The organism is Olleya namhaensis (assembly GCF_900114005.1).
In the GTDB taxonomy this organism is placed as follows: Bacteria; Bacteroidota; Bacteroidia; order Flavobacteriales; family Flavobacteriaceae; genus Olleya; species Olleya namhaensis.
In genome coordinates this window covers 16280-30127 of record NZ_FORM01000008.1, presented here as the reverse complement: position 1 = coordinate 30127, position 13848 = coordinate 16280, and the positions used below count along the sequence as shown (strand labels likewise).

The window sequence follows — 13848 nt, the reverse complement described above, 5'->3', positions numbered from 1 at the left end:
AATACGCTTCAAATTGCTATTTTTGTGCTTCTTAAAACCAGAAAAAATTATGTTTAATAATTTAAGCGAAAAGTTAGATAAAGCGTTACACGTATTAAAGGGACATGGTAGCATTACAGAAGTAAACGTTGCCGAAACCCTAAAAGAAGTACGTAGAGCACTTTTAGATGCCGATGTTAACTTTAAAATTGCTAAAGATTTTACTAATAGAGTAAAAGAAAAAGCACTAGGTCTAAACGTTTTAACAACGTTACAACCAGGACAATTAATGGTTAAAATCGTTAAAGACGAATTAACTGAATTAATGGGTGGTGATGTAGAAGGCATTAACATGTCTGGTACACCAACTATTATTTTGATGTCTGGTTTACAAGGATCTGGTAAAACTACCTTTTCAGGTAAGTTAGCTAACTTCTTGAAAAATAAAAAAACTAAAAAGCCTTTATTAGTAGCTTGTGATGTCTATCGTCCAGCTGCAGTAGATCAATTACATGTTGTAGGAGATCAAATAAAAGTTGATGTTTATAGTGATAAAGGAAATACTGATCCTGTTGCTATTGCAAAAGCGGGTATTGCGCATGCAAAGCAAAATGGACATAACGTGGTTATTATTGATACAGCCGGTCGTTTAGCTGTTGATGAAGCAATGATGAAAGAAATTTCTAATATCCATGAAGCTATACAACCACAAGAAACATTATTTGTGGTAGATGCAATGACAGGGCAAGATGCAGTAAATACAGCAAAAGCCTTTAATGATGTTCTTAATTTTGACGGTGTTATCTTAACTAAATTAGATGGGGATACACGTGGTGGAGCAGCAATATCTATTAAATCTGTAGTAAATAAGCCAATTAAATTTATTGGTACTGGAGAGAAAATGGAAGCTATTGATATATTCTATCCTTCTCGTATGGCAGATCGTATCCTTGGTATGGGAGATGTTGTGTCTTTAGTAGAGCGTGCTCAAGAGCAGTTTGATGAGGAAGAAGCTAGAAAGCTTCAAAAGAAAATTGCTAAAAATCAATTTGGGTTTGACGATTTCTTAAAGCAAATTCAGCAAATCAAGAAAATGGGGAACATGAAAGACCTTATTGGAATGATTCCTGGTGCTGGAAAAATGATGAAAGATGTAGATATAGATGATGATGCTTTTAAAGGTATCGAAGCTATTATCCACTCCATGACAGTTAAGGAGCGTACTAATCCAGCTATAATTGACGCCAGTCGTAAAAAACGAATTGGTAAAGGATCTGGAACATCTGTGCAAGAAGTTAATCAGTTGCTAAAGCAATTTAATCAAATGAGCAAGATGATGAAAATGATGCAAGGGGGTAAAGGAAAAGCCATGATGCAAGCCATGAAAAACATGAAATAAATTAGAAGTAAAAAACAGTCCAAAGTAGGCTGTTTTTGCTTTTTACGTTGTTTTACAATATATATTAATTTGTAGATCGCCAACTGAGGCCTACAACCTGAAGACTATTTAAACCATGACAATTTTAGACGGAAAAAAAGTTAGTAACGACATCAAAAACGAAATAAAAGCAGAAGTCGATAAGATGAAAGCTAATGGCGAAAAAGTACCCCATTTAGCTGCTGTTATAGTTGGAAACGATGGTGCAAGTTTAACTTACGTAGGAAGTAAAGTTAGAGCCTGTGAACGTGTAGGTTTTGAATCTACAATGGTAAGATTATCTAATACTACAAGTGAAGTTGAGTTGTTAGATAAAATTGAAGAGCTTAATAATAACGATGATATTGATGGTTTTATCATTCAATTACCATTACCGGATCAAATAGATACACAAAAGGTTTTAATGGCTGTAAACCCTGATAAAGATGTTGATGGTTTTCACCCAATGAATTTTGGGAAGATGGCATTAGATATGTCTACTTTTATTCCTGCAACACCTTTCGGGATTTTAGAATTGTTAGACAGGTATAATGTAGATACTAAAGGAAAACATACTGTAGTAATTGGTCGTTCTCATATTGTTGGAAGACCAATGAGTATTTTAATGGGACGTAAAGGATTTCCTGGTAACAGTACCGTAACGTTAACACACAGTCATACTAAAAACATAACACAAATTACTAGTCAAGCAGATATTATTATTTCGGCATTAGGTGTTCCTAATTTCTTAAAAGCAGAAATGGTAAAAGATGATGTAGTTATTATTGATGTTGGTATTACACGTGTGCCGGATGAGACTAAAGAGAGAGGTTACCGTATTACTGGAGATGTAGATTTTGAAAACGTAAGTAAAAAGGCAAGTCATATAACACCTGTTCCTGGAGGCGTAGGACCAATGACTATAGCAATGTTATTAAAAAACACATTATTGGCAAGAGAGCGTCATATTCAAAGATCATAACGATATAAAAATAATTACTTATTTTACAGCCTGAAACTAATTGTTTCAGGTTTTTTTTATGGAATTAACTACACGAGTACTGTTTGGAAGTTTACAACATATACTACCAATACTATTAACTATAGTATTGGGTTTTGTTGTTATTTTATATGCAAAAAACAAACATGAGAGTATACAAATACAAGTGTTTAAATTACTTGGGGTTTTTGTATCAGGGGTTATGGTTGTTTTTCATGGGTATCAAATTAGTAAAGGTGGGTACAGTTTACAAACAGATTTACCGTTGTTTTTATGCAGTTTTATGGCCTTATTTATAGTGGCGTTTACTGCAACCAGGCGATTTGTCTTATTTGAATTTTTAGTATTTTGGGTTATTATTGGCACTACTCAAGGCGTTATTACACCAGAGATTGAAGTTGGTTTTCCTAGTTTTGATTACTTCCGATATTGGGTGGTCCATTTAGGATTAATATTGATAATTGCTTATGCTATTGTAGTTTTTAAAATGAAACCAAACCTGAAAAGCGTTGTTAAGTCATTTATAGGTTTACAAGTGTATTTACTAATATTAATGGGTATAAATAAATTGCTTGATGCTAACTATGGCTACTTAAATCAGAAACCAAAATCAGCTACTATTTTAGATTATTTTGGAGAGTGGCCCACTTATGTTATTACAGCGCAGTTAATTTTAATACCTGCTTTTTTTCTTATTTATTTTCCTTTCTTTTTAGTTAGTAAGAAAAATAAAAATGCGGTTAATTAGTAAGTTTAATTTGTGCTAAAAAAAATAGCCTCACTAGTTTTTCTAGTGAGGGCTATTTTATATTGTGTAATTATTACTTCGCAAATAATTGGCTATTATCTTTAAAGGTCTTAAACTCTAAAGCATTGTCAGAAGGATCTTTAAAAAACATTGTTTTTTGTTCTCCAACTAAACCTTCAAATCTCACGTAGGGTTCAATAATAAAATGAATCTTTTTAGTTTTCAAGTGTGCTTCAAATTCCGCGAAAGCGTCCCAATCTAAAACAACACCAAAATGCGGTACAGGTACGTGTTTTCCATCAACTTCATTGGCAACAGTTTCTGTTGTAGTTTTTTCTTTATAATGAATGACTAATTGGTGTCCAAAAAAATTGAAGTCAACCCATTGATCACTGCTACGTCCTTCTTCACAATTTAAAATATCTCTATAAAACAGACGACAAGCTTCTAAATTATGAACTGGAATTGCTAAATGAAAAGGAGATACGCTGCCCATAATTTAATCTTCTTTACGACGGTTTCTAATTGGACGTTCTCTATTTTCTCTAATAGGTTGTTCTTCCTTTAAATCATCTCTAGACGGTTCTGCTTTATGCTCAGTAGTTTCTCGAGATTGTCTCTCTTTACTCGCTTTACTTATTCTAGTAGTGTTTTCTTTGGCAGTTTTAGCTTCATGTATTTTAGTAGAGTCTTCTAAAAGTAAGTGTAGTGTTTTTAACTCTTTTTCTGTAAACTCACGGTATTCTCCAACAGGAACATCTAATTTGATATTCATTATCCTAACACGTCTAAGTGATGTTACTTCATAAGTTAAGTACTCACACATACGTCTAATCTGTCTGTTTAAACCTTGCGTTAAAATAATTCTGAATGTATGAGAATCTATTTTTTTAACAGAACATTTTTTAGTCGTACGGTCTAAGTCTTCAAGATATATTCCGCTAGCCATTCTGTTTATAAAGGTTTGCGATATTGCTTTGTCAACCGTTACCAAATATTCTTTATCGTGATTGTTACTAGCACGTAAAATTTTGTTTACAATATCACCATCATCTGTCATAAAGATCAAACCATCACTTAATTTATCTAAACGTCCAATTGGAAAAATACGTTTTGGATAATTAATGTAATCTATAATATTGTCTTTTTCAACATTTGTGTCTGTTGTACAAACAATACCTACTGGTTTGTTAAACGCTAAGTATATAGGCTTTTCTGTATTGGCTTTAATAATCTCGCCATCTACAGCAACAACATCACTAGGCGTTACTTTTGTTCCCATTTCTGGTACAACACCATTAATAGTAACGCGTCCAGCATCAATTAGTTTATCGCCTTCACGACGTGAGCAAAAACCAGCTTCGCTGAGGTATTTATTAAGTCTTGTTAATTTTTCTTCCAAAATGTTTTACGATTTAATAAAGTTAATAATAGCCTTGTTTACACTATCGTCGCGTAGTCCGTGACCAAAACCTTGTGTGGTAATTAATGTTGAATTTTTAAAGTTAGACGAAATTAGCTCTGCTTCGTCATAATGTATAATCTTATCTCCTTTATCATGAATAATAAGACCTTCTAAATCAATTTCTTTTATAAACTTAGCAGCTGAAAAATGTGATGGTAAATTATTAAAACGCTCTAAAACTAATTGGTTTAATCCGTTCTCAATACGTTTATTAAAACCTAACATATTGACATAGTTTTTAAAAACGTTTGTAAATTCTGAAGGTGCGCCAAGCAAAATCATTTTTTGTAACGAATCATTTTGATATTTATGTTGAAAAAACACAGAAGCCATACCACCAACCGAATGACCAATAATCACATTTGCCTTATAGTGTTTAGCAACTACATTTAAAAACTCAGAATATAAAATAGCATTAAACTGTGTACCGCTAGAATTTCCATGAGCAGGACCATCTAAGGACACTATATTATAGTCTAAAAGCTGTAACGCTTCAACTAATTTTTTCCATCTAAAGGTATTGCTTTCCCAACCATGCGCCAGTAAGATTGTTTTTTTAGTTCCAGCCCAATTGTAGGTTTGTATAGTGTTATTATCGTAGTTTAAAGTATGTTGTTTAGCAGTATCTAAAAACGCTTGATGTTTGTCTTTAAAGCGTCCTTGTCTAGGCGTTGCAAATATGTCTAATGCTTTTGCGCTTGCGTATTTAGGCGCAACATAGCTAACCGCGTTTAAACCGTTACCAATTATTTTAGGCAGTACTTTAGCAATTGTTTTTTTCATTTTTTATTCTTCTCTGTTTACTAAGTCCATTGAAAAAGCAGGCGTGCAAATGGCAATATATTCGCAAGCTATTGTAAATGGGTTTGAGTATTGTACACGAGTATTTTTTTCTATTTTAATAGATTGTCCAGCTTCTAATATTATTTCTTCATCATCAATAATAAATTGCTTCTTTCCTTTAATAATGTAAGTATACTCATCAAATGCAGGGGTTTGAAACGGTTCGCTCCAACCAGCAGGAGCAACCATGTGGGCAATGCTAATATCTTTATTGCCATCTGTTGCTAAACCAACATGCTCTTCTATTAATTTACCATCCGTTGTAGGAACAACAAATGGACTGTTTTGTATGGTATATTTTTTTTTGTTTTCCATTTTTTTTGAAATATTGATGAGCAGTTTTTAAGTCTAGTAAACTAAAGGTTTTACCAACCTAAAATAAAATGCTTAACCTTAGCAGTTTCTGGAATGTTAGTTGCTTCGATTGTTTTGTGCGTATCAACTTTAAATTCTGCTGGTAATTCTTTTTTATCAATTAAGAAAAACGCATCACTTTCTTTTACAAAAATAGAAGCACTTTTAAATGAGTTCTGAATTTTTGTTATTGTGTAATTCTTTTTTATGTCTCCAAAAGTACTATTACTAGTAATCCCTTTATCGGTTTTAAATCTTGGGTCTTTAAACTTGATACTAGATATTGTTGAAGTAGAATCTAATAATTGTTTTGGAATAATACTTAATAAATGTTTTCCTCCTTTTTCGTATACCTCGATAGTGTTTATTGATCCGGAAAACTCATCTCCAGCAATTGGACTTATTATGGAGTCGTTTGCATATATCGTTTTTAATTCTTTAACTTGAGTAGAGTCGGTTAATAATCCTACGTTTTGGTTTTGAACTAAATATGGATCTGTTCCTTTACCACAAGAAGTAAGGATTAATGCTAAAATACTAAGGGATACTATTGTTTTTTTCATTGGTGTTATTTTTTATTTCCGCTTAAGCGAAATACTTTTTATAGTGTTTTGTTGTGCTGACGTGTTTTAAAACTATTTCATTACACGTTTTAAAATACCGAAGACACTTCTAATAAAAGTGGCACTTGTTAGTACTTTAATTATCGGGTTTTGGGCAGTGCTTCTTCGTCTTGTGCTTGTTGATCTAGATTGTTTTGCTGCTTGTTCTTTCTCTTTTTCTTTTTCCGCTTTAGCGTCTTCTTCAATTTGTAAAGCTTCAGCCTTTTCTATTTTTTTATTTAATAACTCATAGGCGCTTTCGCGATCTATTGTGTCGTTATATTTTAAAACTAACTTAGAGTCGTCTAGTAATGCTTGTAGCTCATTATCGTTTAAAACATCCATTCTACTCATTGGTGCACGCATCATAGTTGATGCAAGTGGTGTAGGTCTTCCTTTTTCGTCTAAGGCAGATACCAAAGCTTCTCCTGTACCTAATGAGGTTAAGACCTCTCCGGTGTCATAATAATCCGTGTCTGGATAATTTTGAGCAGTTAATTTAATTGCTTTTCTGTCTTTTGCTGTAAAGGCACGCAGGGCGTGTTGTATTTTTAAACCTAACTGACTTAATACACCTTCTGGCACATCTGTTGGGTTTTGTGTGACAAAGTATAAACCAACACCTTTACTACGGATTAGTTTTACAATACTTTCTATTTGGTTTAATAAGGCTTTAGAGGCTTCGTTAAAAATTAAGTGTGCTTCATCAATAAACATGATTAGTTCTGGTTTTCCAGAATCACCTTGCTCGGGTAAAGTCTCATATAATTCGGCTAATAAACTTAGCATAAATGTCGAGAATAATTTTGGTCTGTCTTGTATGTCTGTTAATCTAATAATGTTAACATACCCACGACCATCTCTTGTGGTTCTTAATAAATCTTCAACTTCAAAACTTTTTTCGCCAAAAAATAGATCACCACCTTGTTGTTCTATTTCTATGACTTTTCTAAGGATTGCTCCAGTAGAGGCAGAGGAGATACGTCCATATTCTTCTTGAAACTCTTCTTTACCTTCGTTAGTGCAGTATTGTAATATTTTTTTGAAATCTTTTAAATCTAATAACGGTAATTTATTGTCATCACAATATTTAAAAATAACAGACACTACTCCAGATTGTGTATCTGTAAGGTCTAAAATTCTTGATAATAATACAGGACCAAATTCGCTTATTGTAGCACGAAGTCTTACACCATCTTGTTCCGATAGACTTAATATCTCAACAGGAAAACCTTTAGCTTCAAAGGGTAATCCAATTTTAGCATGACGTTCGTCAATTTTTTCATGTCCAGGACTAGGTTGTGCAATACCACTTAAATCCCCTTTAATATCCATAAGTAAGACCGGAATTCCTTTATCACTTAGGTTTTCTGCTAAAACTTGTAGGGTTTTAGTTTTACCTGTTCCTGTAGCACCTGCGATTAAGCCATGTCTATTCATGGTTTTTAATGGCACGTTTACAAAAGCATCTTTAACCGTTTGGCTATCTAGCATAGCAGATCCCAAAGTTATATAGTCGCCTTTACAAGTGTTTCCCTCTGTGATGTGTTTGAAAAATTCGTCTTGTCTACTCATTCTTGAAATTATTTGATGTAAAAATACTAATCTTAGCGTAAATCATTGAAAACTTTCAACTTTAAATGCTTAAAATTTCCAATAGATAAGATTATATTTGCAGTCCATGAAACAAGAGATACAAGATTTAGTTAACAAAGGATTGATGCTGCCTTTAATGGAAGAGTTTTATACTATCCAGGGAGAAGGTTTCCATAAAGGAACTGCTGCTTATTTTATAAGAATTGGTGGTTGTGATGTTGGATGTCATTGGTGTGATGTTAAAGAAAGTTGGAATGCTAATTTACATCCGCCAACTAGTACAGATGTTATAGTTGCTAATGCTAAAAAGTATAGTGATACTGTAGTAGTTACTGGAGGTGAGCCATTAACTTGGGATATGACAGCATTAACAGATAAGCTTAAAGCTGAAGGCTGTAAAATCCATATTGAAACTTCTGGTGCTTACGAGTTAACTGGGCAATGGGATTGGATTTGTTTATCCCCTAAAAAAATGAAACTACCTACTCAAGGAGTTTATGATAAGGCACACGAGTTAAAATGTATTATTTACAATAAAGACGATTTTAAGTTTGCTGAAGAGCAAGCTGCTAAAGTGAATAGTGATTGTATTTTATATCTACAGCCAGAATGGAGCAAGCGTGATACTATGATCCCTATGATTGTGGATTATGTTATGGCTAATCCAAAATGGAAAGTATCATTACAAACGCATAAGTATTTAAATATTCCGTAAAAAAGTTGTACTTTAGACTATAACTATTAATCACAGCGTAAGTAATCCTTATACACTTTGCTTTATGATTAGAAATTTTTACAACGAAACTTGGAAACCCGTAATTTTTGACCAAATTATTTCGGAACAAATAAAATTTAAAATATCTAACCTTGGACGGCTTTGTAAAGTCGTAGATGGGGTAGATGTTTTAATAGAGAAGCCATATCCTATTAATGGATATAGTACCATACCTGTTTTTAAAAAGGACGGTAAGCGTACTGCAAGATACATTCACAAATTAGTTGCCCAACACCATTTGGAAAAACCTGAAGACGCTAAATTTGTGTTGCACTTAGATTACGATAAAAGCAATAATATTATCGAAAATTTAAAATGGGCAACTAAGCGAGAAAAGGAAGTGCATCAATTTAATAATCCGCATTACAAAACCAGAAAAAAAGTCATTCCAACTTCTAAATTAACCGAAACGGAGGTGATAAGACTTAAAAAACGACTTTTTGATCCTAAAAGGCGCACAAGGTTAAAAATACTAGCACGACAATTTGGTGTGTCCGAAATGCAGTTGCATCGTATTAAAACAGGTGAGAATTGGGGGCATGTTAAAATCTAATTTTTGCTTTAGTGCAGTGTTTGGTTTAAATCTGTCTTTCGATATGTCTACATGTTATCTTATGTTTTTTAAGTAACCTAAATACTATAATAATTTATAAAAAGTGCTTCAATTGGAATATGTGTTCCTTTTGGAGCACTTTTATATTATTGTAGTTTGTCATTTGTATTTAATGTCATGCTATTGTTTTAAATAGTATAACTTAAATAAGTTAAGAAAATATGTAATCTTGCTTTTTTCTGTAATACTGTTGGTTAGTATTTGGTTTTTATGCTAAAATGGTTGTTTAAAATTAAAAATCTATATCAAACCTTACATATTTATTGGTTTAGAGATACAATTGATGGTGAATTTGTATTTTTTAGTTTCAATTTGTAAGCGTTTTAATGTTTACTGTTTTAAAATTGAAACATAAAGCCAATATTTGCTACATCAATTAGAATTAAAGAATTTAAAATATATAAGTTATGTGTGGAATTGTATGTGCTTTCGACCTAAAACAAAAAAGTGAAGATTTAAGACCTCAGGTTTTAGAAATGTCTAAAACTATTCGTCATCGTGGACCAGATTGGTCAGGAATTTATAGTGATGATAAAGCTATTTTAGCGCATGAGCGTTTAGCAATTGTTGATCCAGCATCTGGAAAACAACCGTTATTTAGCCCTGATGGTAAATTGGTTTTAGCAGCTAATGGCGAAATCTATAATCACAGAGCATTACGTAAGCAGTTTGAAGGTAAATACGAGTTTCAAACAGAAAGTGACTGCGAAGTTATTTTAGCGCTTTATAAAGAAAAAGGTGTTGATTTTGTAGATGAAATGAATGGAATTTTTGGATTTGCAATCTACGATGTTGAAAAAGACGAGTACTTTATTGCACGTGACCACATGGGGATTATTCCATTGTATATTGGTTGGGATCAAAACGGAACTTTTTATGTTGCTTCAGAATTAAAAGCTTTAGAAGGTGTTTGTACTAAGATAGAATTATTTCCTCCAGGACATTATATGTCTAGTAAAGATGGTGAATTTGTAAAATGGTACAATAGAGATTGGAGTGAGTATGATGCTGTAAAAGAAAACGAAACAAGTATTGCCGAAATAAAAGAAGCTCTAGAAGCTGCGGTACACAGACAATTAATGAGTGATGTGCCTTATGGTGTTTTATTATCGGGAGGTTTAGACTCTTCAGTAGTATCAGCAATTGCTAAAAAGTATGCTCAAAAACGTATTGAAAGTGATGACACGTCAGAAGCTTGGTATCCACAAACGCACTCTTTTGCTGTAGGATTGGAAGGGTCTCCAGATTTAGCTGCAGCACAAAAAGTAGCGGATCATATTGGAACAGTGCATCATGAAATTAAATTTACTATTCAAGAAGGTTTAGATGCTATAAAAGATGTGATTTATAACATAGAAACCTACGATATAACCACAATCAGATCGTCTACACCAATGTATTTAATGGCGAGAGTTATTAAATCTATGGGAATAAAAATGGTATTGTCCGGTGAAGGTGCTGATGAGATTTTTGGAGGGTATTTATATTTTCATAAAGCGCCCAATGCACAAGAGTTTCATGAAGAAACTGTACGTAAATTAGATAAGTTGCACATGTACGATTGCTTAAGAGCAAACAAGAGTTTAGCAGCTTGGGGAATAGAAGGTCGTGTACCTTTCTTGGATAAAGAATTTATGGATGTTGCCATGCGTATCAACCCACAAGATAAAATGATTAATGGAGAGCGCATGGAAAAATGGGTAGTCCGTAAAGCATTTGAAGATATGTTGCCAGAAAGCGTAGCATGGAGACAAAAAGAACAATTTAGTGATGGTGTGGGATATAGTTGGATTGATACTTTAAAAGAAGTAGTAGATACAGCAGTAACAGATGAGCAAATGGCAAATGCTAAATTCCGTTTTCCAATACAGACACCGCAAAACAAAGAAGAGTTTTATTACCGTTCTATTTTTGAAGGACACTTCCCTAGTGATGCAGCTGCTTTAAGCGTGCCACAAGAAGCAAGTGTTGCATGTAGTACTGCGACAGCGTTAGAGTGGGATGAAGCCTTTAAAAACATGAATGAGCCATCTGGACGTGCAATTGCCAATGTACATGATAAATCTTACGCAACATCCAAGTAATTTTGTGTAATTGATTGAATATTATAAAGATTATTAGCCTCAAAACCTCGCTTCTGCGGGGTTTTGTGTTTTTTAGCTTTTTTACGACTATTTTAAATTCTGTATTTTAATTTTAAAGCTGTTTTTAGACGTTTTAAGAGGGTTTTGTAATAATTAACAAATGTTAATAATTTTTCATCTCTACGCTTAAATACACTTGAAAAACGTTTTTAATTGTGTATATTTGTTTGTATTCAAAAGGATGCTTAATCGCATCTTTTTTTATGCCTAAATAACAGAAATAGATCATAAACAATATAAATATGAGCGAAAAAAAGGAAGAGTTCAATAAAGATGGATATTCAGCAGATAGTATCCAAGCTTTAGAGGGTATGGAGCATGTACGTATGCGTCCTTCAATGTATATTGGAGATGTCGGAGTACGTGGTTTACACCATTTAGTATATGAAGTTGTAGATAACTCGATTGATGAAGCCTTAGCTGGTCATTGTGATAATATTACAGTTACAATTAACGAGGATAACTCGATTACTACAGAAGATGACGGTCGTGGTATTCCTGTAGGAATGCACAAAAAAGAAGGTGTTTCAGCTTTAGAGGTTGTAATGACTAAAATTGGTGCCGGTGGAAAGTTTGATAAAGATTCTTATAAAGTCTCTGGTGGACTTCACGGTGTTGGTGTAAGTTGTGTAAATGCATTGTCAGATCATTTAACAGCAACAGTATATAGAGAAGGAAAAATTTGGGAGCAAGAGTATTCTAAAGGAAAAGCATTATACCCAGTAAAAGCAATTGGAGATACAGATAAAAGAGGAACAACAGTTACTTTTAGACCGGATCCAACAATATTTACACAAACGTTAATTTATAACTATGATACTTTAGCTAGTAGAATGCGTGAATTGGCGTATTTGAATAAAGGTATTACAGTACATTTAGTTGATAGAAGAAGTAAAAAAGAAGATGGTTCTTTTGAAGGTGAAACATTTCATTCTGAAGAAGGATTAAAAGAATTTATCAAGTTTTTAGATGCTACAAGAGAGCCTTTAATGAAAGATGTTATTTCTTTTGAAGGTGAAAAAAACGGAGTGCCAGTTGAGGTTGCAATGATTTATAATACATCATATGCAGAAAACTTACACTCTTATGTAAACAACATTAATACGCACGAAGGTGGTACGCACCTTTCTGGTTTTAGACGTGGTTTAACACATACGCTTAAAAAGTATGCGGATGAGTCAGGAATGTTAGACAAGTTAAAGTTTGATATTGCAGGAGATGATTTCCGTGAAGGTTTAACAGCTATTATTTCGGTAAAAGTTCAAGAACCTCAATTTGAAGGACAAACAAAAACTAAATTAGGAAACAGAGAAGTTTCTGCAGCGGTAAGTCAATCTGTTTCAGAAATGTTATCTGATTATTTAGAAGAAAATCCAGACGATGCTAAAATCATTGTGCAAAAAGTAATACTTGCAGCACAAGCCCGTCACGCCGCTCAAAAAGCACGTGAAATGGTACAGCGTAAGACAGTAATGAGTATAGGTGGTTTGCCTGGAAAATTATCTGATTGTTCTGAGCAAGATCCTGCAAAATGTGAAGTATACTTAGTCGAGGGGGATTCGGCAGGTGGTACGGCAAAGCAAGGTCGTGACAGAGCGTTTCAAGCTATTTTACCGTTACGTGGTAAGATTTTAAATGTTGAAAAAGCGATGACACATAAAGTGTTTGAAAACGAAGAGATAAAAAATATCTTTACAGCTTTAGGTGTAACTATCGGTACAGAAGAAGATAGTAAAGCCTTAAACCTTTCTAAATTAAGATACCATAAAATAGTAATCATGTGTGATGCCGATATTGATGGTTCGCATATTGAAACTTTAATTTTGACTTTCTTCTTTAGATATATGAAAGAATTAATTGAAAACGGACATGTTTATATTGCAACACCACCTTTATACTTAGTTAAAAGAGGTGCTAAAAAGCAGTATGCTTGGAGTGATGAAGAACGTATTAAGATTATGGAAGAGTTTGGTGATTCTTCAAAAATTCAACGTTATAAGGGTCTTGGAGAGATGAATGCAGAACAACTTTGGGATACAACAATGAATCCTGAATTTAGAACATTACGTCAAATTCAAATAGATAATGGTGTTGAAGCTGATCGCGTATTTTCTATGTTAATGGGGGATGAAGTACCACCAAGACGTGAGTTTATTGAGAAAAACGCTATTTACGCAAACATTGATGCATAATTAGTAAAGTATTTTTATATTAAAAAGGAAACATTTTTTAATGTTTCCTTTTTTTATGTCTTTTGTGAATCGGTTTAAGTCAACACGATACTAGTTTTTGATGGTAATAATTTTACTCAG

13 protein-coding genes are annotated in these 13848 nt (G+C 33.2%); 7 read left to right on the top strand and 6 right to left on the bottom strand.

The genetic code is table 11. The features are described 5' to 3' along the window. Positions 1 to 49: 49 nt before the first annotated feature. From ffh to BMZ09_RS12720, 3 genes are all read left to right on the top strand, one after another. The gene (ffh, locus tag BMZ09_RS12730) at positions 50 to 1378 is read left to right on the top strand and encodes a signal recognition particle protein (protein ID WP_090841217.1); all 1329 of its coding nucleotides are present in this window, start codon (positions 50 to 52) and stop codon (positions 1376 to 1378) included. A gap of 115 nt (positions 1379 to 1493) precedes the next feature. After that, positions 1494 to 2378, top strand: a complete 885-nt coding sequence (locus tag BMZ09_RS12725) for a bifunctional 5,10-methylenetetrahydrofolate dehydrogenase/5,10-methenyltetrahydrofolate cyclohydrolase (protein ID WP_090841215.1) — start codon at positions 1494 to 1496, stop codon at positions 2376 to 2378. Between the two features lie 58 nt (positions 2379 to 2436). Further along, positions 2437 to 3144: a YwaF family protein gene (locus tag BMZ09_RS12720; protein WP_090841213.1), complete on the top strand. Its 708-nt coding sequence runs from the start codon at positions 2437 to 2439 to the stop codon at positions 3142 to 3144. A gap of 73 nt (positions 3145 to 3217) precedes the next feature. Here the strand turns inward: BMZ09_RS12720 and BMZ09_RS12715 are convergent, their stop codons facing one another. From BMZ09_RS12715 to BMZ09_RS12690, 6 genes are all read right to left on the bottom strand, one after another. After that, positions 3218 to 3640: a VOC family protein gene (locus BMZ09_RS12715; RefSeq protein WP_090841211.1), complete on the bottom strand. Its 423-nt coding sequence runs from the start codon at positions 3638 to 3640 to the stop codon at positions 3218 to 3220. A 3-nt stretch (positions 3641 to 3643) separates the two neighbouring features. Next, positions 3644 to 4546 (bottom strand): 23S rRNA pseudouridine(2604) synthase RluF, encoded by a 903-nt coding sequence (rluF, locus tag BMZ09_RS12710; protein WP_090841209.1) that lies wholly within the window; start codon positions 4544 to 4546, stop codon positions 3644 to 3646. A 6-nt stretch (positions 4547 to 4552) separates the two neighbouring features. Beyond that, on the bottom strand, positions 4553 to 5392 hold the full coding sequence (locus BMZ09_RS12705; protein ID WP_245741150.1) for an alpha/beta fold hydrolase: 840 nt from the start codon (positions 5390 to 5392) through the stop codon (positions 4553 to 4555). Positions 5393 to 5395: 3 nt separating this feature from the next. Then, entirely contained in the window at positions 5396 to 5767 is a 372-nt protein-coding gene (locus tag BMZ09_RS12700) for a cupin domain-containing protein (protein ID WP_090841207.1), read from the bottom strand. A gap of 50 nt (positions 5768 to 5817) precedes the next feature. After that, positions 5818 to 6369 carry a hypothetical protein gene (locus tag BMZ09_RS12695; RefSeq protein WP_090841205.1) on the bottom strand — a complete coding sequence of 184 codons (552 nt, stop codon included), beginning with the start codon at positions 6367 to 6369 and terminating at the stop codon, positions 5818 to 5820. A 72-nt stretch (positions 6370 to 6441) separates the two neighbouring features. Continuing rightward, on the bottom strand, positions 6442 to 7983 hold the full coding sequence (locus tag BMZ09_RS12690; RefSeq protein ID WP_090841203.1) for a helicase HerA-like domain-containing protein: 1542 nt from the start codon (positions 7981 to 7983) through the stop codon (positions 6442 to 6444). A gap of 106 nt (positions 7984 to 8089) precedes the next feature. Here BMZ09_RS12690 and BMZ09_RS12685 point away from each other — a divergent pair, with 106 nt between their 5' ends. From BMZ09_RS12685 to gyrB, 4 genes are all read left to right on the top strand, one after another. Then, positions 8090 to 8719, top strand: a complete 630-nt coding sequence (locus BMZ09_RS12685; RefSeq protein ID WP_090841201.1) for a 7-carboxy-7-deazaguanine synthase QueE — start codon at positions 8090 to 8092, stop codon at positions 8717 to 8719. A gap of 64 nt (positions 8720 to 8783) precedes the next feature. Continuing rightward, entirely contained in the window at positions 8784 to 9332 is a 549-nt protein-coding gene (locus BMZ09_RS12680; RefSeq protein ID WP_090841199.1) for an HNH endonuclease, read from the top strand. Between the two features lie 467 nt (positions 9333 to 9799). Beyond that, positions 9800 to 11476, top strand: coding sequence for an asparagine synthase B (gene asnB, locus BMZ09_RS12675; RefSeq protein ID WP_090841197.1), 1677 nt, complete (start codon positions 9800 to 9802; stop codon positions 11474 to 11476). 302 nt (positions 11477 to 11778) lie between these two features. Beyond that, the gene (gene gyrB, locus BMZ09_RS12670) at positions 11779 to 13728 is read left to right on the top strand and encodes a DNA topoisomerase (ATP-hydrolyzing) subunit B (protein WP_090841195.1); all 1950 of its coding nucleotides are present in this window, start codon (positions 11779 to 11781) and stop codon (positions 13726 to 13728) included. Positions 13729 to 13848: the final 120 nt, after the last annotated feature.